This window comes from Streptomyces sp. P9-2B-2 (assembly GCF_030406865.1).
Lineage (GTDB): Bacteria > Actinomycetota > Actinomycetes > Streptomycetales > Streptomycetaceae > Streptomyces > Streptomyces platensis.
The window spans coordinates 2,479,441-2,502,208 of record NZ_CP129126.1; the positions used below are offsets into that span (position 1 = coordinate 2,479,441).

Annotated in this window: 19 protein-coding genes; 2 read left to right on the forward strand and 17 right to left on the reverse strand. The window is 70.4% G+C overall.

The features are described 5' to 3' along the window. Positions 1-18: 18 nt before the first annotated feature. Positions 19-630 carry a dienelactone hydrolase family protein gene (locus tag QT196_RS10770; RefSeq protein ID WP_211117575.1) on the reverse strand — a complete coding sequence of 204 codons (612 nt, stop codon included), beginning with the start codon at positions 628-630 and terminating at the stop codon, positions 19-21. 105 nt (positions 631-735) lie between these two features. Between QT196_RS10770 and QT196_RS10775 the strand changes: the two genes are divergently transcribed. Continuing rightward, positions 736-1,830 carry a mechanosensitive ion channel domain-containing protein gene (locus QT196_RS10775; protein ID WP_290356636.1) on the forward strand — a complete coding sequence of 365 codons (1,095 nt, stop codon included), beginning with the start codon at positions 736-738 and terminating at the stop codon, positions 1,828-1,830. A gap of 30 nt (positions 1,831-1,860) precedes the next feature. Here the strand turns inward: QT196_RS10775 and QT196_RS10780 are convergent, their stop codons facing one another. From QT196_RS10780 to QT196_RS10795, 4 genes are all read right to left on the reverse strand, one after another. After that, positions 1,861-3,456, reverse strand: coding sequence for a Na+/H+ antiporter (locus QT196_RS10780; protein WP_168478665.1), 1,596 nt, complete (start codon positions 3,454-3,456; stop codon positions 1,861-1,863). Positions 3,457-3,555: 99 nt separating this feature from the next. Continuing rightward, on the reverse strand, positions 3,556-4,497 hold the full coding sequence (locus QT196_RS10785) for an RluA family pseudouridine synthase (protein ID WP_168478666.1): 942 nt from the start codon (positions 4,495-4,497) through the stop codon (positions 3,556-3,558). Between the two features lie 119 nt (positions 4,498-4,616). Beyond that, positions 4,617-5,219, reverse strand: a complete 603-nt coding sequence (gene lspA, locus QT196_RS10790) for a signal peptidase II (RefSeq protein WP_290354812.1) — start codon at positions 5,217-5,219, stop codon at positions 4,617-4,619. A 121-nt stretch (positions 5,220-5,340) separates the two neighbouring features. Further along, the gene (locus tag QT196_RS10795) at positions 5,341-6,114 is read right to left on the reverse strand and encodes a TraR/DksA C4-type zinc finger protein (RefSeq protein ID WP_290354813.1); all 774 of its coding nucleotides are present in this window, start codon (positions 6,112-6,114) and stop codon (positions 5,341-5,343) included. Positions 6,115-6,766: 652 nt separating this feature from the next. On the opposite strand from QT196_RS10795, the gene ileS reads away from it, so the two are divergent. Then, the gene (gene ileS, locus QT196_RS10800) at positions 6,767-9,904 is read left to right on the forward strand and encodes an isoleucine--tRNA ligase (RefSeq protein WP_168478669.1); all 3,138 of its coding nucleotides are present in this window, start codon (positions 6,767-6,769) and stop codon (positions 9,902-9,904) included. A 179-nt stretch (positions 9,905-10,083) separates the two neighbouring features. On the opposite strand, the gene QT196_RS10805 is transcribed toward ileS, so the two are convergent. The 12 genes from QT196_RS10805 to murF all read right to left on the reverse strand — a co-directional run bounded on the left by QT196_RS10805 (position 10,084) and on the right by murF (position 22,716). Then, entirely contained in the window at positions 10,084-11,202 is a 1,119-nt protein-coding gene (locus QT196_RS10805) for a DivIVA domain-containing protein (RefSeq protein ID WP_168478670.1), read from the reverse strand. A gap of 49 nt (positions 11,203-11,251) precedes the next feature. Beyond that, a complete protein-coding gene (locus QT196_RS10810; RefSeq protein WP_085924893.1) occupies positions 11,252-11,545 on the reverse strand; it encodes a YggT family protein in 294 nt (97 codons plus the stop codon). Positions 11,546-11,617: 72 nt separating this feature from the next. Then, positions 11,618-12,238: a cell division protein SepF gene (gene sepF / locus QT196_RS10815; protein WP_168478671.1), complete on the reverse strand. Its 621-nt coding sequence runs from the start codon at positions 12,236-12,238 to the stop codon at positions 11,618-11,620. Positions 12,239-12,362: 124 nt separating this feature from the next. Next, positions 12,363-13,085: a YggS family pyridoxal phosphate-dependent enzyme gene (locus tag QT196_RS10820; protein WP_290354814.1), complete on the reverse strand. Its 723-nt coding sequence runs from the start codon at positions 13,083-13,085 to the stop codon at positions 12,363-12,365. Beyond that, positions 13,082-13,849 carry a peptidoglycan editing factor PgeF gene (gene pgeF / locus QT196_RS10825; RefSeq protein WP_290354815.1) on the reverse strand — a complete coding sequence of 256 codons (768 nt, stop codon included), beginning with the start codon at positions 13,847-13,849 and terminating at the stop codon, positions 13,082-13,084. Before pgeF ends, QT196_RS10820 begins: the two co-directional genes overlap by 4 nt. Positions 13,850-13,862: 13 nt before the next feature. Further along, a complete protein-coding gene (gene ftsZ, locus QT196_RS10830; protein WP_290354816.1) occupies positions 13,863-15,092 on the reverse strand; it encodes a cell division protein FtsZ in 1,230 nt (409 codons plus the stop codon). A gap of 281 nt (positions 15,093-15,373) precedes the next feature. Next, positions 15,374-16,189 (reverse strand): FtsQ-type POTRA domain-containing protein, encoded by an 816-nt coding sequence (locus QT196_RS10835; protein ID WP_290354817.1) that lies wholly within the window; start codon positions 16,187-16,189, stop codon positions 15,374-15,376. Between the two features lie 22 nt (positions 16,190-16,211). Beyond that, on the reverse strand, positions 16,212-17,303 hold the full coding sequence (murG, locus tag QT196_RS10840) for an undecaprenyldiphospho-muramoylpentapeptide beta-N-acetylglucosaminyltransferase (RefSeq protein ID WP_190146619.1): 1,092 nt from the start codon (positions 17,301-17,303) through the stop codon (positions 16,212-16,214). A 6-nt stretch (positions 17,304-17,309) separates the two neighbouring features. Continuing rightward, positions 17,310-18,650, reverse strand: coding sequence for a putative lipid II flippase FtsW (gene ftsW, locus QT196_RS10845; protein ID WP_168478676.1), 1,341 nt, complete (start codon positions 18,648-18,650; stop codon positions 17,310-17,312). Positions 18,651-18,710: 60 nt separating this feature from the next. Then, entirely contained in the window at positions 18,711-20,201 is a 1,491-nt protein-coding gene (gene murD, locus QT196_RS10850; RefSeq protein WP_168478677.1) for a UDP-N-acetylmuramoyl-L-alanine--D-glutamate ligase, read from the reverse strand. Continuing rightward, positions 20,198-21,262 carry a phospho-N-acetylmuramoyl-pentapeptide-transferase gene (gene mraY, locus QT196_RS10855; protein ID WP_085924919.1) on the reverse strand — a complete coding sequence of 355 codons (1,065 nt, stop codon included), beginning with the start codon at positions 21,260-21,262 and terminating at the stop codon, positions 20,198-20,200. The genes murD and mraY overlap by 4 nt, the downstream gene beginning before the upstream one ends. 5 nt (positions 21,263-21,267) lie before the next feature. Next, positions 21,268-22,716 (reverse strand): UDP-N-acetylmuramoyl-tripeptide--D-alanyl-D-alanine ligase, encoded by a 1,449-nt coding sequence (gene murF, locus QT196_RS10860; protein WP_290354818.1) that lies wholly within the window; start codon positions 22,714-22,716, stop codon positions 21,268-21,270. Positions 22,717-22,768 lie beyond the last annotated feature (52 nt).

Below are 22,768 nucleotides of genomic sequence, written 5' to 3' on the forward strand. Positions count from 1 at the left end.
CGGCGCCGGCCGCCCGGTTCACAGCCCGGCGAGGAAGCCCAGCGCCACCTTCCAGGCGCGCTCCGCGGCCTCCGCGTCGTAGTCGGGCAGCTCCGGATCGGTGAACAGGTGGCCGGCGCCGGCGTAGCGGAAGACCTCTACGTCCGCGCCGGCCCGGCGCATCTGGAGATACCAGGCGTTCAGCCAGTCGTGCGGCTCGTACGGGTCCGGGTCGGCGACATGCAGCTGCACCGGCAGATCGTCGGCGGTGGTGTCCTCCGCGATGTCCGAGGTGCCGTGCAGCAGGAGCAGCCCGCGGGTCTTCTCGTCGCCCAGCGCGAGATTCTGGGCGACCGAGCCGCCGAAGGAGAAGCCGGCGTAGACCAGCCCGCGGTCGGAGTACGGCGCCGCGGCCGTGATGGCCCGCTTGAGCAGCTCCTCCTTGCCGATCTCGTCCTTGATGAGAATGCCGTCCGGCACCGATTCCGCGGTCCGGCCGTCGAACAGATCGGGGACGATCACCTCGTGTCCCGCGGCCCGCAGCCGGTCCGCCGCGGCATGCACCGCGGGACGCAGCCCGCATACCGAATGAAACAGGACAATCGTCGAAAGCCCGCTGGTCGAGGACTCGGTCGAGGCCGGCACTGACATCACTTCCCTGGAGTTGGATCGCACTGCCCCCATCGTGCCAGCTACGGTCGGAAGGACCGGCAGGAGCACACCGCACGCACCACAGCAAGGAGGAACACCGTGTCCCTGGAGGCCGTGCTGCGTCCGATCGTCGTCATCGGCGGCTCGATCGTCCTCACCCTCGTCCTGGTCTGGCTCACCGACCGCGCCCTGCGCCGGATCGACGCCGCCCACCCGGAAACGCCCTTGTGGGGGCTGCTGCGCCGCTGCCGGATACCGCTGCAAGTGGCGCTGTGCACGGCCCTGTTGCGCGGCTCGTTCGACGAGTCGGGGCTGAAGGTCGCCGAGGAGCACGAGGCGGGCATCGGCCGGGCGCTGACCCTGGTCCTGATCGCGGCCACCGCCTGGCTGGTGGTCCGGGCCGCGGCGGCGATCGTCGAGTCGTCGTACTCGCGCTACGCGGCGAGCGGCCGGGACGCGGCGCGGGTGCGGCGGGTGCGCACCCAGGTGACGCTGATCCAGCGGGTGGTGACGGCCGTGGTGATCGTTGTCGCGGCCGCCTCGATGCTGCTGACGTTCCCGGAGATGCGGGCGGTCGGCACGTCCATGCTGGCGTCCGCCGGACTGCTCGGCATCGTCGCCGGTATCGCCGCCCAGTCCACCCTCGGCAACCTCTTCGCGGGGCTTCAGATCGCCTTCGGTGACATGGTGCGGATAGGGGACACCGTGGTCGTGGACGGCGAATGGGGCACCGTCGAGGAGATCACGCTGACCTTTCTGACCGTACGGACCTGGGACGAGCGCCGGATCACCATGCCGGTGTCGTACTTCACCGGCAAGCCGTTCGAGAACTGGTCGCGTGGCGGGGCGCAGATGACCGGCGTGGTCCTGTTCCATCTCGACCACAGCGCGCCGGTGGAGAAGATGCGCCAGCGGCTGCTGGAAATCCTCCAGGAGTGCCCGGACTGGGACGGCCGGTCCTGGAGCCTGGTGGTCACCGAGACCACCCCGTCCACGATCGTGGTGCGGGCGCTGGTCACCGCCCGGGACGCGGACACCCTCTGGACGGTCCGCTGCGAGGTCCGCGAGCGGATGCTGGAGTGGCTGCGCACCGAGCACGCCTACGCGCTGCCGCGGATCAGCACCGCACCGGCCCCGCTCGGGGTCCCGGAGGCGCGGCACGGCGAGGAGCCGGACGCCCGGCAGCTGCCGAAGGGCTGACCGGCGCGGCCGCCCGGCCGCGCCGCCGCGTCAGGGCGTGTGCCGCAGACTGCGCACGTCCAGATGCCGCAGCACCCGGTCGACGATCTCCGGATCGGTGCCCGGCTCGCTGCGCGCGGCCAGCACCTCGTGCCGGGCGGCCGAGAGCATCTCGCCCTGGATGCGGTGCACCTTCTTCATCCGGGAGATGCGCCGCTCGAAGAGTTCGCGCCGCTCGTCGTCGACGATGTCCGGCGCGATCCGGGCGCCCATGTCGTACGCCCGGCGCGCCAGCTGGTCGCTGACCTCCTCGGGCAGCTCCTCGACCTCCAGGATCTCCTTCAGCCGCCGCTTGGACGCCTTGATCACCCGGAGCGCCAGCTCCCGCTCCAGCGCGTCGACGGCGTCGGTGTCGGCCCGCACCCGCAGCCTGCGCACCAGCCAGGGCAGGGTGAGGCCCTGGACGAGGAGGGTGCTGAGCACCACCGCGAAGGCGATGAAGAGGATGTCGTCACGGGCGGGGAAGCCGTTGCCGCCGTCGATGCTGAAGGGGATGGCCAGCGCCAGCGCCACGGAGGCCACTCCGCGCATCCCCGACCACCACATGATGAGCGTCTCCCGCCAGCTCATCGGGATCTCCTCGTCGTAGTCGCGGAGCTTGTGCATCCGCTTGGCCAGCCAGGCGGCGGGCAGCAGCCACAGCAGCCGGACGCCGACGACCACCCCGACGACCGCGGCACCGGCCCCGAGCAGCTGACCCCAGCGGTGCGAGGCGGCCCCGAAGATGTTGTGCAGCTCCAGCCCGATCAGCCCGAAGGCGACGCCGGTGACGAGGGTGTCGACGACCTCCCAGAAGGTGTAGCCGGCCAGCCGGCCCATCACATCGTCCGCGTCGACCGCGTATTCGGCCAGGAACAGCGCGCAGGTCAGCACCGCGAGCACACCGGACCCGTGGAACTCCTCGGCCAGGACGTAGGCGACGAACGGCACCAGCAGCGTCAGGCCGATCTGGAGCGTCGGGTCACCCAGCAGCCCCATCAGCTTGTTGGTGACCCAGCCCAGCAGCAGGCCGACCGCTATGGCCACCACGGCGGACAGCACCAGCGAGCCGATCGCGGCGGATACCGAGAAGCTGCCGCTGATCGCCGCGGCGAGGGCGACGTGGTAGAGCACGATCGCGGTGACGTCGTTGAACAGCCCCTCGCCCTCCAGGATGGAGACCAGCCGGCGGGGCAGCCCTAGCTTTCCGGCCACGGCGGTCGCGGCGACCGGGTCGGGCGGTGCCACCAGCGCGCCGAGCACCACCGCGGCGGCCACCGGCATCCCGGGCACCACCGCCTGGGCGACCGCGGCGACGGCGGCGGTGGTGGCGAAGACCAGCGCCACGGCGAGCAGGAAGATCGGCCGGAGGTTGGCGGTGAACTGCCGCCAGGAGGTGCGCTGAACGGCCGCGTAGAGCAGCGGCGGCAGCACCACCGGCAGGATGAACTCGGGCGGCACCTCGACGTTGGGCACGAACGGCAGCAGCGCCAGGACGGCGCCGGCGAGCGTCATCAGCACCGGTGACGGGAGCCGCAGCCGGTCGCCGACCGGAACCATGACCACGGCTCCGAGCAGCAGGACGAGCACAAGAGCCAGCTGATCCACGGTGGCGACGCTCCGGGGTCGGATCCGGTCATGTTCCGCCCCCAGCCTGCCATGAAGCCGCCGGATGACCGCCGTGTCGGCGCCCCGGAGGCGGCCGCGTCAGCCGCTCTCGTCCCGGACGGTGTCGAGGGCGTGCTGAAGATCGTCCGGGTAACCGCTCTCGAACTCGACCCAGCGGCCGTCCGAGGGGTGCTCGAAGCCCAGCCGGACCGCGTGCAGCCACTGCCGCCCGACGCCCAGCCGCTTGGCGAGCGTGGGGTCCGCGCCGTAGGTCAGGTCGCCGACGCAGGGGTGGCGGTGCGCGGCCATGTGTACCCGGATCTGGTGGGTGCGGCCGGTCTCCAGCTTGATGTCGAGCAGGCTGGCCGCCCGGAACGCCTCGATCAGGTCGTAGTGCGTGACCGACGGCTTGCCCTCGGCGGTGACCGCCCACTTGTAGTCGTGCTGGGGGTGGCGGCCGATGGGGGCGTCGATGGTGCCGCTCATCGGGTCCGGGTGGCCCTGGACCAGCGAGTGGTAGCGCTTGTCGACCGTCCGCTCGCGGAACTGCTGCTTGAGCAGGGTGTAGGCGCGCTCGGACTTGGCGACGACCATCAGACCGGAGGTGCCGACGTCGAGGCGGTGCACGATGCCCTGGCGCTCGGCGGCGCCGGAGGTGGAGATGCGGTAGCCAGCCGCGGCCAGGCCGCCGATGACGGTGGTTCCGGTCCAGCCGGGGCTCGGGTGGGCGGCGACCCCGACGGGCTTCATGATCACCACGATGTCGTCGTCGTCATGGACGATCTCCATGCCCTCGACAGGCTCGGCGACGATCTCGACGGGCGGCGCGGCCTGCGGCATCTCGACCTCCAGCCACGCGCCGCCGTGCACCCGCTCCGACTTCATCACCTCGGATCCGTCGACCCGGACCTTTCCGGCGGCGGCGAGTTCGGCCGCCTTCGTACGGGAGAAGCCGAACATCCGGGCGAGCGCGGCGTCGACGCGCTCGCCCTCCAGGCCGTCCGGTACGGGCAGGGTGCGGATCTCGGGAATGGTGCTCACCCCACGAGTATGGCAGTCCCGCCATGGTGTCCTGCCCGGGGCCGGGGCCCGGCCCCGGGCAGGGCCCGTCGACCGGCACCACCAACGGCTCCTGCCCCGGCCGGCCCCGCCGCGGGGTATCAGTCCTTGTGTACGGTCCCGTCGGGGTCCAGCCCCCGGAAGGACAGGATCACGATCAGCACGCCGCCGCAGACGATCGCGGAGTCGGCGAGGTTGAAGACCGCGAAGTGCGCCGGGGCGATGAAGTCGACCACCGCACCCTCGAAGACGCCCGGCGCGCGGAAGATCCGGTCGGTGAGATTGCCGAAGGCACCGCCGAGCAGCAGCCCGAGCGCGATGGCCCAGGGCAGGCTGTAGAGCTTGCGGGCGATCCGGAAGATCACCAGGACCACCACCGTCGCGATGATGGTGAGGAAGATCGTCAGCGCCTCGCCGATGCCGAACGCGGCACCGCGGTTACGGATCACCGTGAGCCGCAGCAGCGTCCCCACCACCTCGATGGGCGCATGGTGCTCCAGCTTCGCGACCACGAGGAGCTTGCTGCCCAGGTCGAGCAGGTAGATGAGGAGCGCGACCAGCAGCAGCGCGACGATCCGCCGCTTACCGCGGCCCTTGCCCTGCTCCGGCTGCACCGGACCTCCCCCTTCGGACCCCGTTGTGGGTTCCGCTCCGGTACCCGGCTCGGGTTCCGGCGTACCGGTGATGCGTTCCGCCTCTGCCACGTGTGAGTCCCTCAGCCCGATGTATCCCCGGCCGGGCCGTGCCCGGCTGAACCACGAGAGTACGGCACACCCGTGCGGGCGCGGGCGACACGGGTGCCGTCCGCGCCACCGGCCGGCCGGGTCAGCGGCGCTCCTGCTGCTGCTTGCACTCCACGCACAGCGTGGCGCGCGGGAAGGCCTGCATCCGCGCCTTGCCGATGGGGTTGCCACAGTTCTCGCACAGCCCATAGGTTCCCGCGTCCAGCCGGCCGAGTGCCCGTTCGGTCTGGTGGAGCATCTCGCGGGCATTGGAGGCGAGCGCCAGCTCGTGTTCGCGGGTGATGTTCTTGCTGCCGGTGTCGGCCTCGTCGTCGCCCGCACCGTCCCCGGAGTCACGCATCAGCCCGGCGATGGCGTCCTCGGCCGAGACGATCTCCAGCCGCAGCCGGGCCGTCTCGTCCATCAGCTCGGTCCGGGCGGCGGCGACCTCCTCGGGCGTCCAGGGGTCCTCGCCGGGCCGTACGGCGAGCTCGCCCGGCGCCGCGGCCACCCGGGCCATGGGCACCGCGGAGTCCTTGCCGTGTCCCTTGGCCGATGCGGCCGCAGTCTTCTTCGCCACCACCGTCTTGGCTCCCGTCTTCTTCGCGGGCACCGCGGCCCTTTTGGCCGGAGCCTTCTTCGCGGCCTTCTTCGCCGCCGTCTTCTTCACCACCGTCTTCTTCGCCGCCGTCTTCTTCGTGGCGGCCCGCTTGGGCGCCGCCTTCCGGGCCGTCGCCTTCTCCGGCGCGGCCGTACCGGCCGCCGGCTTCTTGGCCGCGGCCTTCTTCGGAGCTGTCCTCTTCGCTGGAGGCTGCTTCGCGTCGGCCTCGTCGGCAGGCGACGTGCTCTTCTCCGCGGCGGTCTTTTTCGCCACCATGGCCGCGACCCCTTCACATATGTGACTTTGTTCGCGAATCGTGACGGGAACGATAAATCGCCGCACGCCACGCGGCAACGGGACGCACCGCCCTCCGCGCCCCGGCACCTGGCCCGGCAGGGCGGTTCGTCTCGGTTGTGCCCGCTTCCCGGCGGGGCGAATCCGCCCGTGGGAGGGGCGGCGGGCCGCCGGCCATTCGGGTCATCGCGCAGGTCGGGAGCGCGGCGCGGCGACGGTATGGACCACCCCCGTACGGCGCCCCGCCCCGGGCTCCGCCCCGGCCGCCGAAATCCGGTCGGCCGCTGTCGGCCCCGCCCCGTACACTGGCCCCAGCGAGAGGCATTGACGGGACGAGTAGCGCCGTACGCAGCCAGCAGCGACCCGGGGACGGTGGAAGCCCGGGGGCGTGCACGACGTGAAGATCACCCCGGAGCCGCCGGAAGAAAGCGTTGGACAGTGGGCTCCGCCCACGGGCTTGGACAGTGGGTTCCACCCACGGACCTCGGGCCGCCCAAGGCGACTAGAACCGGCAGCGCGACCCCAATGAGGGGGCGGTGCGACGGCACCGCCAAGGAGGGTGGTACCGCGGGAGCCCAGGCTCTCGTCCCTCCGGACGGAGAACGCAGCAGGTGTCCGCCGGAGGAAGCCCCCGATGAGTCCGCAGCCCCAGTACCGCCAGGTACCCGCCCAGGTAGACCTCCCCGCCCTCGAGCACGCCGTGCTCGAGTTCTGGCAGGAGCAGAAGGTCTTCGCCCGCACCCTCCAGCAGTCCGAGGGACGGCCCGAGTGGGTCTTCTACGAGGGCCCCCCGACCGCCAATGGCATGCCCGGCGCGCACCACATCGAGGCGCGCGTCTTCAAGGACGTCTTCCCCCGGTTCCGCACGATGCAGGGCTACCACGTCGACCGCAAGGCCGGCTGGGACTGCCACGGCCTCCCGGTCGAGCTGGCCGTGGAGAAGGAGCTGGGCTTCAGCGGCAAGAAGGACATCGAGGCGTACGGCATCGCCGAGTTCAACGCCAAGTGCCGGGAGTCGGTGACCCGCCACACCGACGCCTTCGCCGAGCTCACGACCCGTATGGGCTACTGGACCGACCTGGACGCCCCGTACCGCACGATGGACCCCGACTACATCGAGTCGGTGTGGTGGTCGCTGAAGGAGATCTTCGGCAAGGGTCTGCTGGTCCAGGACCACCGCGTCGCCCCCTGGTGCCCGCGCTGCGGCACCGGCCTGTCGGACCACGAGCTGGCGCAGGGCTACGAGAACGTCGTCGACCCCTCGGTCTTCGTCCGCCTGCCGCTGACCTCCGGCCCGCTGGCCGGCCGGGCCGCGCTGCTCATCTGGACGACCACCCCCTGGACCCTGGTCTCCAACACGGCCGTCGCCGCGCACCCCGACGTCACCTATGTCGTCGCCACCGACGGCACCGAGCAGCTGGTCGTCGCCGAGCCGCTGCTGGAGAAGGCCCTCGGCGAGGGCTGGACCGCCACCGGTGAGTCGTTCACCGGCCGCGAGATGGAGCGCTGGGCCTACGAGCGCCCCTTCGGCCTCGTCGAGCTCGACGGCGCCAACATCGTCGTCAACGCCGAGTACGTCACCACCGACGACGGCACCGGCCTCGTCCACCAGGCCCCGGCCTTCGGTGAGGACGACCTCAAGACCTGCAAGGCGTACGACCTCCCGGTGATCAACCCGGTCCGCCCGGACGGCACCTTCGAGGAGCAACTGGCCCTGATCGGCGGCCAGTTCTTCAAGAAGGCCGACGAGACGCTGGTCGCCGACCTGGATGCCCGCGGTCTGCTCTTCCGGCACCTCGCGTACGAGCACAGCTACCCGCACTGCTGGCGCTGCCACACCGCGCTGCTCTACTACGCCCAGCCGTCCTGGTACATCCGCACCACCGCGGTCAAGGACGCCCTGCTCCGGGAGAACGAGAACACCAGCTGGTTCCCCGAGTCGGTCAAGCACGGCCGCTTCGGCGACTGGCTCAACAACAACATCGACTGGGCGCTGTCCCGCAACCGCTACTGGGGCACCCCGCTGCCCATCTGGCGCTGCGAGGAGGACCACCTCACCTGTGTCGGCTCGCTCGCCGAGCTGACCGAGCTGACCGGCACCGACCAGTCGGACCTCGACCCGCACCGCCCGTTCATCGACGCGATCACCTTCCCCTGCCCGACCTGCCAGGGCACCGCGACCCGCGTCCCGGAGGTCATCGACGCCTGGTACGACTCGGGCTCGATGCCGTTCGCGCAGTGGGGCTACCCGTACCGCAACAAGGAGCTGTTCGAGAAGCGCTACCCGGCGCAGTTCATCTCCGAGGCCATCGACCAGACCCGCGGCTGGTTCTACACGCTGATGGCGGTCGGCACCCTCGTCTTCGACAAGTCCTCGTACGAGAACGTGGTCTGCCTCGGCCACATCCTCGCCGAGGACGGCCGGAAGATGTCCAAGCACCTGGGCAACACCCTCCAGCCGATCCCGCTCATGGACCAGCACGGCGCCGACGCGGTCCGCTGGTTCATGGCCGCCGGCGGCTCGCCCTGGGCCGCCCGCCGGGTGGGCCACTCCACCATCCAGGAAGTCGTCCGCAAGACGCTGCTGACCTACTGGAACACCGTCGCCTTCCAGGCCCTGTACGCCCGGACGACCGGCTGGGCGCCCTCCGCGGCCGACCCGGCCCCCGCCGACCGCCCGCTGCTGGACCGCTGGCTGCTCGGTGAGCTGAACGGCCTGGTCGAGCAGGTCACCGAGTCGCTGGAGGCCTTCGACACCCAGCGCGCCGGCAAGCTCCTCTCGTCCTTCGTCGACGACCTCTCCAACTGGTACGTCCGCCGCTCCCGCCGCCGCTTCTGGCAGGGCGACGCGGCCGCACTGCGTACGCTCCACGAGGTCATCGAGACCGTCACCCGTCTCATGGCGCCCCTCACCCCGTTCGTCACCGAGCGGGTCTGGCAGGACCTGATCGTCCCGGTCACCCCGGACGCCCCGGACTCCGTCCACCTCTCCACCTGGCCGGTCGCCGACCGGACGCTCATCGACCCGGCACTGTCCGGCCAGATGCAGCTGGTGCGCCGGCTGGTCGAGCTGGGCCGGGCGACCCGCGCCGAGTCGGGCGTCAAGACCCGCCAGCCGCTGTCCCGCGCGCTGGTCGCGGCGCACGGCTTCGCGGGCCTGTCCGAGGACCTGCGCGCGCAGATCGCCGAGGAGCTCAACGTGAGCTCGCTGGCCTCGCTGTCGGAGGTCGGCGGCTCCCTGGTCGACACCACCGCCAAGGCGAACTTCCGGGCCCTGGGCAAGCGGTTCGGCAAGGGCGTCCAGGCGGTCGCGAAGGCCGTCGCCGCCGCGGACGCCGCCGCCCTCTCGCTCGCCCTGCGCGAGGGCACCGCGAGCGTCGAGGTGGACGGCGAGACCGTCTCGCTCGCCCCCGACGAGGTGATCATCACCGAAACCCCGCGCGAGGGCTGGTCGGTGGCCTCCGACGCGGGCGCGACGGTCGCCCTCGACCTGGAGATCACCCCGGAGCTGCGCCGGGCGGGCCTGGCCCGCGATGCGATCCGGCTGATCCAGGACGCCCGTAAGAACAGCGGCCTCGACGTCGCCGACCGGATCGCGCTGCGCTGGCAGTCCACCGACGAGGAGGTGCGCACGGCGCTGACCGACCACACCGGCCTGATCTCCGACGAGGTGCTCGCCACGGACTTCGCCCCCGGCGAGGCCGACGCCTCCTACGGCTCCGCGTTCACCGACGAGAGCCTGGCTCTCACGTTCCGGCTGCGCAAGGCGTAACCGCGCACGCGGACACCGCGACGTCAACAGAGCCCCCCGGCGCCACCGCACCGGGGGGCTCCGCCGTCCCCACTGACCGCACCGCACCGCACGCACAAGTCCACACAAAGGGCCGGGCCCCGAAGGAATGTTCCTTCGGGGCCCGGCCCTGATTGCCGACTGTGCGCGCTACGCGGACGTCAGTTGTCGTCCTCGTCGATCAGGAAGCCGCGCATCGGCGACGGCGTCTGCTGCATCGGCTGCGGGCTCTGCGGACGCACCGGAGCCATCGGCTGGGTCATCGCCGGCGACATCTGCTGCTGACCGCCGTAGGACGGACCGCCACCGGACGGACCGGCCATGGAGTGGTTGCCGCCACCCATCGACTGGTTGCCGCCCATGGTGTGGTTGCCACCCATGGCGCCCGCACCGGCCGACGCCATCGACGGCGACGGCGGCAGCGAGGGAGCGGCAGCCGGGGTCCGCGGCGGGGCCAGCGAGTCGTCCGCCTGGTTCTCCAGCTGACGCAGCTGGCTCTCCAGGTAGGACTTCAGCCGCGTGCGGTACTCGCGCTCGAAGCCGCGCAGGTCCTCGACCTTGCGCTCCAGCGTCGCGCGGGCCGACTCCAGCGAGCCCATCGCCACGCGGTGCTTCTCCTGCGCGTCCCGCTCCAGCGCGTCGGCCTTGGCGCGGGCGTCCCGCTCCAGGCCCTCGGCACGGCTGCGCGCCTCGCCGACGATCTTGTTGGCCTCGGAACGGGCCTCCGCGATCGCCTGGTCGGCGGTCTGCTGTGCCAGCGACAGCACGCGCGCGGCGCTGTCACCACCGGGGCCACCCTGCTGGCCGCCCTGGGGCAGCTGCTGCGGTCCGCCGGGGCCGCCCATCGGGCCACCCATCGGACCGCCGGGGCCCATCGGACCGGGGCCGTGCGGGCCCTGCGGGCCGGGGCCGTGGCCACCGGGACCGGGAGGCAGCTGAGGTGCACCACCGGGCAGTTGGGGAGGTCCACCCATCCCCTGCTGCTGCGGCGGCACCGGCTGCGGACCGGATATGGCGGCGGGCACAGGGGCCCCGGGCCTCTGCTGCTGCTCCTGCTGCTGGTCAGGTCCCTTGCGCAGGCCCTGCTGCTGCTGGTTCTGCGCGGCGGCGCGGGTGGCAGCGGCCAGCTTGGCGCGAAGGTCCTCGTTCTCCCGCAGGAGCCGGGTCAGTTCGGCTTCGACCTCATCGAGGAAGGCATCGACCTCGTCCTCGTCATAGCCTTCTCGGAGGCGGACGGTCGTGAACTGCTTGTTCCGCACGTCCTCGGGGGTCAACGGCATCTCTACTTCACCTCAACGTAGTCGTCGGCAATCGGCAAGACCGTATCGTTCACACCAACAACACCGTCCTCACGACGGTGATCAGGATGTACACGATGATCATCAATACGAAGAAGGACAGGTCGAGCGCCACGCCCCCGAGACGCAGCGGCGGAATGACCCGCCGCAGAAGCTTGAGTGGCGGATCAGTGACAGTGTAGGCGGCCTCAAGAATGACCACCATCGCCTTGCCGGGTTGCCATGAACGGGCGAACTGGAAGACATAGTCCATCACCAGCCGGAAGATCAACACGATCAGGAAGCAGTACAGCGCGATGTAGATCACCTGACCAAAGACACTCATCTCGCGCTGTCCCTCTCCCCTTGCCTTGCTCCTGTGTTGGCCTCACGGCCTCGGTGTGCCCGGTGTTGCGTCTCAGCTCTGGTTGAAGAACCCGCCCTCTGCGATACGGGCCTTGTCCTCCGCCGTGACATCGACGTTAGCAGGCGACAACAGGAACACCTTCTGCGTCACCCGTTCGATGCTGCCGTGAAGACCGAACACCAAACCGGCCGCAAAGTCGACAAGTCGCTTCGCGTCGGTGTCGTCCATCTCCGTCAGATTCATGATCACCGGAGTGCCCTCACGGAAGTGTTCCCCGATGGTACGGGCTTCGTTGTAGGTCCGGGGGTGAAGTGTGGTGATGCGGTAGGGCTCCCGCTCGGACACAACCTTGGGCATGATCACCGGTGCGTTCTTCTCCAGATTCGGACGGTCGGGTGTGATGGATGCCACGGGGGCGATTCGCGCGGGTCGTCCGTTTTCCGCGGCAAGCGGGGCCGGTTCACGTTGCGCCGGAGGCGTCACGACACGGACGGGTTCCTCCCGTTCCGGGGGAATTTCGGCCTGCACCGGGTGCTGTTGACGCCGCCCGCGGTCGGGCTCAGGGTCAAGCTCGGGCTCGAACTCGTCATCGGGGTCGAACCCCCGGCCGTCGTACCCATCGTCCTCCACGAGGCCGAGGTAGACCGCCATCTTGCGCATCGCGCCGGCCATTCTCTGCGTCCTCCGCTCTGTGGTGGATCGGCTCCGTCACCAGGGGCCTTGGATCCACTCGGCCTGCCCCGCTTTTTACGGGAATGACCATATTTTGTGCTGTGGTCCGACTTGCTTGGCGACGTTACCGGAGCCGTGGTCGGACTCCGAGTACCGCAGTGCCGACGCGCACATGTGTCGCCCCGGCCGCCACGGCCTCTTCGAGGTCCGCGCTCATGCCTGCTGACACCATGTTGGCAGCAGGATGGTTCCCGCGCAGGTCGGATGAGATTTCCATGAGCCGCTCGAAAGCCGCGAGTTCACGCCCCGCGTAGGGCCCGGCCAGCGGCGCGACGGTCATCACACCGTCCAGCCGCAGACCTTGGGCGCCGGCGATCTGCTCGGCGAGCGCCGGGACCCCGTCCGGTGCCAATCCGCCCCTCTCACCCCGCACACCCGACTCCGCGTCAAGTGCCACCTGGATCAGGCAACCCAGTTCGCGCCCGGTGCGCACCGCCTCCTTGTCGAGTGCGGTGACGAGCCGGGCCCGGTCGACCGATTGAACAATTCCGGCATAACCGGCCACGGACCGCACCTTGTTGGTCTGTAGCTGACCGACGAAGTGCCAAGTAAGGGGCAAATCAGCGCATTCAGCGGCCTTGGGAGCCGCCTCCTGGTCGCGGTTCTCCGCGACCTGCCGCACCCCCAGCTCCGCGAGCAGCCGGACATCGCTCGCGGGGTAGGTCTTGGTGACCACGATCAGGTTCACCTCGTCACGCGGCCGGCCGGCCTTGGCGCAGGCGGCGGAGATACGTTCCTCCACCTGCACCAGGTTCTCTGCCAGTTGCGTCTTGCGGTCCTCCGTCACGGCGTGGCCTCCCCCAGCCCCGGGCCGGGGGTGTCCCCGAGCCATACATAGCTCGCGAGCCGCCCCGTCGTACGGTCGCGCCGATATGAGAAATGGTCCGCGGATTCGCGGGTGCAGATGTGGGAATCTTCACGCACCAGCACGCCCTGCGCGGCGAGTTGGGCCCGCACCCCCGCGGTGACGTCGACCGCGGGAGTGCCCCAGCTGGTCATCGCGCGGGCCTCGGGCACCACCGCGGCGACATCCGACCGCATCTGATCGGGCACCTCGTAACAGCGCCCGCAGATCGCCGGTCCGGTGTACGCGATCATCCGCGCCGGCTCCGCGCCCCGCTTCACCATCGCCTCGACCACCGCCGGGACGACCCCGGCGACCAGGCCGGGCCGGCCGGCGTGCGCGGCCCCCGCGATCCCGGCGACCGGGTCGGCGAGCAGGACCGGGGTGCAGTCGGCGGTCAGGACCGCGAGCGCGAGGCCCCGGCGCTCCGTCACCACCGCGTCCACACCGGGGATGTCGTCGCCGTGCCACCAGGGCCCGTCGACCACCGCGACGTCCCGGCCGTGCACCTGGTTCATCCAGACCACGGCGACCGGGTCGAGACCGAGTTCCACCGCGGTGCGGGCCCGGTTGGCGTGCACGGCCTGCGGGTCGTCACCGACCGCGCCGCCCAGGTTGAGCTGATCGTACGGAGCGGCGCTCACCCCGCCCCACCTGTCGGTGAAGGCGAAGTGCGCGCCGCTCTCGTGGTGCTGTTGCCCTATCACTTCAGTGCTTCGGTCACTTCAGGAAGTCGGGGACGTCCAGTTCCTCGGCCGCCGAGTCCGAGTACGGACGGGCCGGGGGAACCTGCGGAGCGCTCGCCGGGGACGACGGGACCTCGCCCAGCGAGGAGGACTCGGCGGATGCCGGCTCCTCGTCCCGTACGGGCACCGAACCCAGTCCGCCGAAGGACGACGAACGCGGCTCCGGCGGAGTCACCGGACGGCTCGGGGCCGGGGCGGGCTCCTCGCGCTTCGGGGCCGACAGTGCGGAGGACTGGCTGTCCCGGCGGGCCGGCGGCTGACCGCCGTCGAAGCCCGCGGCGATGACCGTCACCCGGACCTCGTCGCCCAGTGCGTCATCGATGACCGCACCGAAGATGATGTTGGCTTCCGGGTGTGCCGCCTCGCTGACCAGCTGGGCGGCCTCGTTGATCTCGAAGAGACCGAGGTCGGAGCCGCCGGAGATGGACAGCAGCACACCACGGGCGCCGTCGATGGACGCCTCCAGGAGCGGCGAGGAGATCGCCATCTCCGCTGCGGCCACCGCGCGGTCGTCGCCGCGCGCCGAGCCGATCCCCATGAGGGCCGAGCCGGCCTCCGACATCACGGACTTGACGTCGGCGAAGTCGAGGTTGATCAGGCCCGGGGTGGTGATCAGATCGGTGATGCCCTGGACACCCGACAGCAGTACCTGGTCCGCGGACTTGAACGCGTCGAGCACGCTCACCTGGCGGTCCGAGATGGACAGCAGTCGGTCGTTGGGGATCACGATGAGGGTGTCGACCTCTTCGCGCAGCTGGGCGATGCCGTCCTCGGCCTGGTTGGCGCGACGGCGGCCCTCAAAGGTGAACGGGCGGGTGACCACACCGATCGTCAGGGCGCCCAGCGAGCGCGCGATGTTGGCGACGACGGGTGCGCCGCCGGTGCCGGTGCCGCCGCCCTCACCCGCGGTCACGAAGACCATGTCGGCCCCCTTGAGGACCTCCTCGATCTCCTCGCGGTGGTCCTCGGACGCCTTGCGGCCCACATCCGGGTTGGCGCCGGCGCCGAGTCCGCGCGTCATTTCCCGGCCGACGTCGAGCTTGACGTCGGCGTCGCTCATCAGCAACGCCTGCGCATCGGTGTTGATCGCGATGAACTCGACGCCCTTGAGCCCGACCTCGATCATCCGGTTGATGGCGTTCACGCCACCGCCGCCGATGCCGACGACCTTGATGACTGCGAGGTAGTTCTGCGGTGCTGCCACGTCGAAGGCCTCTCGCCTCGAGTTACGTGTCGTCGCCGCACTGCGTGTGGACGCCGACTGATGCCGATGGGACGGTTCGTATCGCCGACCCGAACCCTAACGTTGAAGTTTAGGGTTACCTGTGCCTGTGTTCCTTGCTTCCATAGTCCCTTTGGAACGAGACACTAAGTCGACAAGGCGCGCCCGTTCAACGAACACGCCGAACCTCCCGTTTTTCTTTTCACCCTATGTGATCACCCATAGTCGTAGCCATCCAGGGTGCTGGCCTGCCACTACGGACGTCAACTCCGGGACACCGCAGGGGCGCTGGGCACCGAGATGTCGAAGTGGCGGGCATCACGGGCCGCTTTCAGCAGCGCGGTCAGCACCTTTGCCTTTTCGGCGCCCTGTTCGCGGCTGCCCCACGCGACCGTGCGGTCGCCGGTCAGTTCGAGGGTGATGGCGTCGTAGGACCGTACGCGGACCTTCCGTACGTCCTTGCGTACGGCTGCCGGCAGATCCTGGGCGACCTCGACCGCGGCACGCCGCAACCGGTCGATTCCGAACCGGTGCAGACTCGGGGAGTCGGATGCGGCCATTTCCAGAAGCGGAACGCCCTTGGGGGCCCTGCTGACAGTGGCGAACCGGACGCCCCCGGCGTCCACTTCGACAAACTTTCCGCCCGATCGCAGCAGCAGTTCCGGCACCCTTTCGGTCACCTTCAGGCTGATTGTGTGCGGCCAGGACCGCTCCACGTCCACGGTCTTGATGCGCGGCAGCCGTGCGCGCAGCCGGTGGGCCAGCACTTCCGTATCGACCGAGGCCAGCGGCGCGTTCATCGGGGCGTCCGCCGCGGCGACGACCTCATGCGGGGTCAGCACTTTGGTGCCGGTGGGGCTGACGCGCTCCACCCGGAGCCAGTTCGAGGCGTAGAGAGCCCAGACGCCGAACGCGCCGAGCAGCACCGCGACGATCAAGATGATGATCAGACTGCGACGGCTCGGCGCGCGAAGGGGAAGGCGCTCCCACCGGAATCTTCGCCCCGGGGGTGCCGCGGCGGAGGGCGGGCCGGACAGTGACTTCTTCTCGCCTCGCCGGGCGGTTGTCGGTCCGGCCACGCTCCCTGCCTTCTCTCGTGGGCTACTTGTTGTGCTGTGCGATCGCCTCGTACACCATGCCGACCAGCAGCTCGTCGGCGTCCCGGCGGCCGAACTCGGAGGCCGCGCGCGACATCTCGTACAGCCGGTGCGGATCGGCCAGGACCGGGAGCACGCTGTTCTGCACCCAGTCCGGGGTCAGCTGGGCGTCGTCGACCAGCAGGCCCCCGCCGGCGTTGACCAGCGGCTGGGCGTTGAGCCGCTGCTCGCCGTTGCCGATGGGCAGCGGGACGAAAGCGGCCGGGAGCCCGACGGCGGACAACTCGGCGACGGTCATTGCGCCCGCGCGGCAGAGCATCATGTCGGCCGCGGCGTACGCGAGATCCATCCGGTCCACGTACGGTACCGGGACATAGGGGGGCATCCCGGGCATGTTGTCCGCGTGCGGCAGTTCGTTCTTCGGGCCGACCGCGTGCAGGACCTGGATACCGGCGCGCTGGAGGGCCGGAACGGCGGCCTGGATGACCTCGTTCAGCCGACGGGCGCCCTGGGAACCACCGGACACCAGCAGGGTCGGAAGGTTGGGGTCGAGGCCGAAGGCCGCCCGCGCCTCGGGGCGGACCGCGGCGCGGTCCAGGGTGGCGATCGTGCGACGCAGCGGGATGCCGACGTACCGGGCACCGCGCAGCTTGCTGTCCGGGGTGCTGACGGCGACGAACTTGGCGTACCGCGAGCCGATCTTGTTGGCCAGGCCGGGGCGCGCGTTGGCCTCGTGGACGATGATCGGCACCCCGAGCCGCTTGGCGGCCAGATAGCCGGGCAGCGCCACATAGCCGCCGAAGCCGACGACACAGTCCGCCTTCGTGCGCTCCAGGATCTGCTCGGCGGCCTTGATCGTGCCGCGCAGGCGCCCGGGGACGGTGATCAGTTCGGGGGTGGGCTTGCGCGGCAGCGGCACGGCCGGGATGAGGCCCAGCTCATAGCCGCGTTCCGGGACGAGCCGGGTCTCCAGGCCCTTTTCCGTACCGAGTGCCGTGATCCCCACGGTGGGGTCCTGCCTCCGCAGGGCGTCCGCGAGGGCGAGCGCGGGCTCGATGTGGCCGGCGGTCCCCCCACCGGCGAGTACGACATGCACCGAAATTCACCGCTCTCCGGACGGCCGCTTCTTGACGCGCCGTCTCATCGTCTTCCATCTCACCCCAGCCTGCCTCCTGCCGAAGACCGGCTGCCGCATGGCCAACGCCGCTCGTGCAGCGGGCTCATTACGCGCGAAGGCGATCAAGAGCCCGATGGCGAACATCGTCGGCAGCAGGGCGGAGCCTCCGTAGGAGAACAGCGGGAGGGGGACCCCGGCGATCGGCAACAGGCCGAGCACCGCACCGATATTGATCACGGCCTGGGCCGTGATCCAGGTGGTCACGCCTCCCGCGGCGTACCGTACGAAGGGGTCCTCCGTGCGTCCGGCCACGCGGATACCCGCATAGCCTAGAGCCGCGAAGAGGGCGAGGACCGACAGCGTCCCCGCCAGACCCAGTTCCTCCCCGGTGATGGCGAAGATGAAGTCGGTGTGCGGTTCCGGGAGTTCACCCCATTTTTCCATACTTGCACCGAGGCCGGAACCGAAGAATCCGCCGGACGCGAGCGCGTAGATGCCGTGCACGGCCTGCCAGCACTGATCACCGGGCCCCGGATCGGTCGCGCCGATGCAGGCCAGGCGGGACATCCGGTTGGCGCTGGTCTTGATCAGCAGCGCCCCGATCAGCGTGGCGGCGCCCAGCACCCCCACGAAGAGCCGGGTGGGCGCCCCGGCCAGCCACAGCAGCCCGAAGAGGATCGCCGTGAGAATGATCGCGGTCCCCATGTCGCCGCCGAGCATGATCAGCCCGAGCAGCAGGAAGGCGACCGGGATCAGCGGCACCAGCAGATGCTTCCACTGCACCAGCAGCCTTTTGTCCTGTTTGCGGGCCAGCAGATCGGCGCCCCACAGCACCAGCGCGAGCTTGCCGAACTCGCTCGGTTGCATCTGGAAAGGTCCGCCGAGGCTGATCCAGTTCTGGTTGCCGTTGACTGCGACCCCTATGCCGGGAATCTGCACCAGGCACATCAGGAAGACCGAAACGGCGAGCAGCGGATAGGCCAGCCCGCGGTGCAGCCGTACCGGCATACGGGAGGCCGCCAGCAGCAGCCCGCCGCCCAGGACGGCGGCGAGCAGCTGCTTGCGGAAGAAGTAGGTCGGGGCGAGACCGGACTGAAGCGCCTTGATCTGGGACGCCGAGTAGACCATCACCAGGCCCAGGACGGTGATCAGCAGGCTGCCGCCGAGGATCAGGTAGTACGCGGTCAGCGGGCGGTCCCAGGCCCGTCTCAGCCGGGTGTGGAGCCCCCGGAAACCGCCCGGGGTGCGCCCGCCGCGCGGCTTGCGCACCGTGGAGGGCCGGCGCGCCGGACGCGGTCCGGCCGCCTTCGCCGATCGGGCCGTCATCCTCGTCCCCTCCACAGGTCCGCGCGTCGCCGGCGCTCGGCGACGGCGGGGAGAAACGGTCTAGTGATCCCGGGCGGTCAGCTCACCGACCGCCTCGGCGAAGGCCTCGCCCCGCTTGTTGTAGTTGACGAACATGTCCATCGACGCACAGGCCGGAGCCAGCAGGACGGTGTCGCCGGGCTGGGCCAGCCGGGTCGCTTCCCGGACCGCCTCGGGCATCGCCCCAGTGTCGGTCCGGTCGAGGTCGACCACCGGGACATCGGGGGCGTGTCGCGCCAGGGCTTCCGCGATCAGCGCCCGATCGGCGCCGATCAGCACCACCCCACGCAGCCGGGCCGCCGACTTCTGCACCAGCTCGTCGAAGGTCGCGCCCTTGGCGAGGCCGCCGGCGATCCAGACGATGTGCTCGTACGCCGCCAACGACGCCTCGGCGGCGTGGGTGTTGGTGGCCTTGGAGTCGTCGATGTAGGTGACGCCGTCGAGCTCCGCGACGTGCTGGATGCGGTGCGCGTCCGGATGGAAGGCGCGCAGACCGTCCCGGACGGCGGTGGGGCGGACGCCGAAGGCACGGGCCAGCGCCGCCGCCGCGAGGGCGTTGGCGATGTTGTGCGGGGCCGGCGGCGTGACGTCCGAGACCTCGGCGAGCTCCTGGGCCTGCTGCTGCCGGTTCTCCACGAAGGCCCGGTCGACGAGGATGCCGTCGACGACACCGAGCTGGGAGGGGCCGGGGGTGCCGAGGGTGAAGCCGATGGCCCGGCAGCCCTCCTCGACGTCGGCCTCGCGCACCAGGTCCTCGGTCGCCTCGTCGGCCGCGTTGTAGACGCAGGCGACGGTGTTGCCCTCGTAGATCCGGCCCTTGTCGGCGGCGTACGCCTGCATGGAGCCGTGCCAGTCGAGGTGGTCGGGGGCGAGGTTGAGGACGGCCCCCGAGTGCGCCCGTAGGGAGGGCGCCCAGTGCAGCTGGTAGCTGGAGAGCTCGACGGCGAGGACGTCGTACGGGGGCTCGCCGTCCTTGCCCTGCCCCAGGACGACATCGATGATCGGCGTACCGATGTTGCCGACGGCCAGGGTGCGCAGACCCTCGGCGGCCAGGATCGAGGCCAGCATCCGCACGGTGGTGGTCTTGCCGTTGGTGCCGGTGACCCCGAGCCAGGCCGCGGCGCCGGGGCCCCGCAGCCGCCAGGCGATCTCCACATCGCCGACGACGTCGACGCCCGCCGCAGCGGCCGCCGCGAACAGCGGGCTGTCCGGCTTCCAGCCGGGCGAGGTGACGACGAGTTCGGTGCCCTCGGGGAGCGTGTCACCGTCGCCGAGGCGGACGGTGATTCCCGCCCGTCGCCCGCCACCGCCCTTACCGGAGGCGCTGTGCGCCGCTGCCCATTCCGTCAGTTCGCGCGCGGCGGCCCGCTGCTTGTCGCCGTCGCCGCCGTCCACGACGGTCAGGTGTGCGCCGAGGCCGGCCAGCGCGCGGGCGGCACTGATGCCGCTCACGCCCAGGCCGGCGACGGTGATGTGCTGACCGGCGAAGTCCGCCGGGCCGTGCGTGGTCACTTTGCTGCCTGCCAGCCGCCGTAGAAGATGCCGAGTCCCACGATGACGCACATGCCCTGGATGATCCAGAACCGGACCACCACAAGGACTTCGGACCACCCCTTGAGTTCGAAGTGGTGCTGGAGTGGCGCCATCCGGAAGACCCGCTTGCCGGTCAGCTTGAAGGAGCCGACCTGGATGACCACGGACATGGTGATCAGGACGAAGAGACCGCCGAGGAGGGCGAGCAGCAGCTCCGTACGGGAGCAGATCGCCAGGCCGGCGAGCGCGCCGCCCAGGGCCAGCGAACCGGTGTCGCCCATGAAGATCTTGGCGGGCGAGGTGTTCCACCACAGGAAGCCGAAGCAGGCACCCATCAGGGCCGAGGCGACGACCGCGAGGTCGAGTGGATCGCGTACCTCGTAACAGCCCGGTCCGGCGGTGATCTGGTTGGCGCAGGACTCCTGGTGCTGCCAGATACCGATGAAGGTGTACGCGCCGAAGACCATCACCGAGGCGCCGGTGGCCAGGCCGTCGAGGCCGTCGGTGAGGTTCACGCCGTTGGACATCGCAAGGATCATGAACAGCGCCCAGATCACGAAGATCACCGGGCCGATCTGCCAGCCGAAGTCCTGGGTGAAGGACAGCCGGTCCGAGGCCGGGGTCTGTCCGCGCAGGTCGGCGAATTGCAGCGAGAGCACCGCGAAGGCGATACCGACGATCAGCTGGCCGGCCATCTTCGCCTTGGCCCGCAGGCCCAGCGAACGCTGCTTGACGATCTTGATGTAGTCGTCGAGGAAGCCGACCAGGCCCATGCCCGCGAAGAGGAAGAGCACCAGCACGCCCGAGAAGGTCGGATCGCTGGAGGTGATCACCTTTGTCACGGCGTAGGCGATGATCGTGGCCAGGATGAAGGAGATACCGCCCATGGTGGGCGTGCCCTTCTTGCTGCCGTGGGTCCGCGGGCCGTCATCGCGGATGAACTGCCCGTATCCCTTCTTGGCCAGCAGCTTGATCAGCAACGGGGTGCCGATCAGGGTCAGGAAGAGCCCGATCATTCCGGAGAAGAGGATCTGCTTCATCGAGTTCATCGGGATGCGGCTCCACCCTCAGCGCCCGTGGCGCCCAGCATGCCCTCGTCCAGCAAAGCTGCGGCCACCCGCTCCAGCCCCACCGACCTGGACGCCTTCACCAGCACGACATCTCCCGGCCGCAGCTCGCTGCGCAACAGGTCGACCGCCGCCCGCGCGTCGGACACGTGCACCGACTCCTCACCCCACGAACCCTCGTTCTTGGCGCCCATGTCGAGCCAGGCCGCTTCCCTGCCGCCGACTGCCACGAGCTTGCTGACGTTGAGCCGGACGGCCAGCCGCCCGACCGCGTCGTGTTCGGCGAGTGACTCCTCGCCGAGCTCAGCCATCTCACCGAGCACCGCCCACGTACGAGCGCCCGTCGCCTTGCCGGCTGCGCCCATCGCGACCAGCGCACGCAGCGCCGCTCGCATGGACTCGGGATTCGCGTTGTAGGCGTCGTTGACGATCCGCACGCCGTCCGCGCGCTCGGTGACCTCCATACGCCAGCGGGAGAGCGTGCCGGCTTCGGAGAGCGCGGAGGCGATCTCGTCTGCGGGCATGCCCAACTCATGGGCTACGGCGGCCGCGGCGAGCGCGTTCGACACGTGGTGCTCACCGTACAGCCGCATGGTCACATCGCTGCACCCGGAGGGTGTGCGAAGCGTGAAAGCGGGCTGACCAAGATCCGTGAGCCGGACATTCTCGGCACGTACGTCGGCCTCCGCGGCCTCCCCGAACAGGATCGTGCGGGCCCGGGTGCGCGGCACCATGGCGCGGACGTACGGGTCGTCGGCGTTGAGCACCGCGACGCCGCCGTCCTCGGCCGAAGGCAGCGACTCGACGAGTTCGCCCTTGGCCAGGGCGATCTGCTCACGGCCGCCGAACTCGCCGATGTGCGCGCTGCCGACGTTCAGCACCACGCCGATCCTCGGCGGGGTCAGCCCGGCGAGGTAGCGGATGTGGCCGACGCCGCGGGCGCCCATCTCCAGGACGAGATGCCGGGTGGTCTCATCGGCGCGCAGCGCGGTCAGCGGCAGCCCGATCTCGTTGTTGAGGTTTCCCTCGGGCCAGACCGTCGGGCCGTGGCGCTGGAGCAGCTGGGCGATCAGGTCCTTGGTGCTGGTCTTGCCGGCCGAGCCGGTCAGGCCCACGACGGTGGTGCCCAGCCGTGCGACGACGGCGCGGGCGAGCGCGCCGAGCGCGGCGACCACGTCGTCGACGACGATCGCGGGGACGCCGAGGGGGCGGGCGGCCAGTACGGCCACCGCGCCGGCCTCGACGGCGCGGTGCGCGAAGTCGTGGCCGTCGACGCGTTCACCGGCGAAGGCCACGAACAGCGCGCCGGGGCACACCGCACGGGAGTCGGCCACGACCGGTCCGGTCACCCGGCGGTCGTCGTCCGGTATGTCGTGCTGCTGCCCTCCGACGATGCTCGCGATCTCGGCGAGCGACAGGGAGATCACAGGTCACCCCCGGTACTGGGCGGGCGGTGACGGTAAAAGGGTTGTGCGCGCA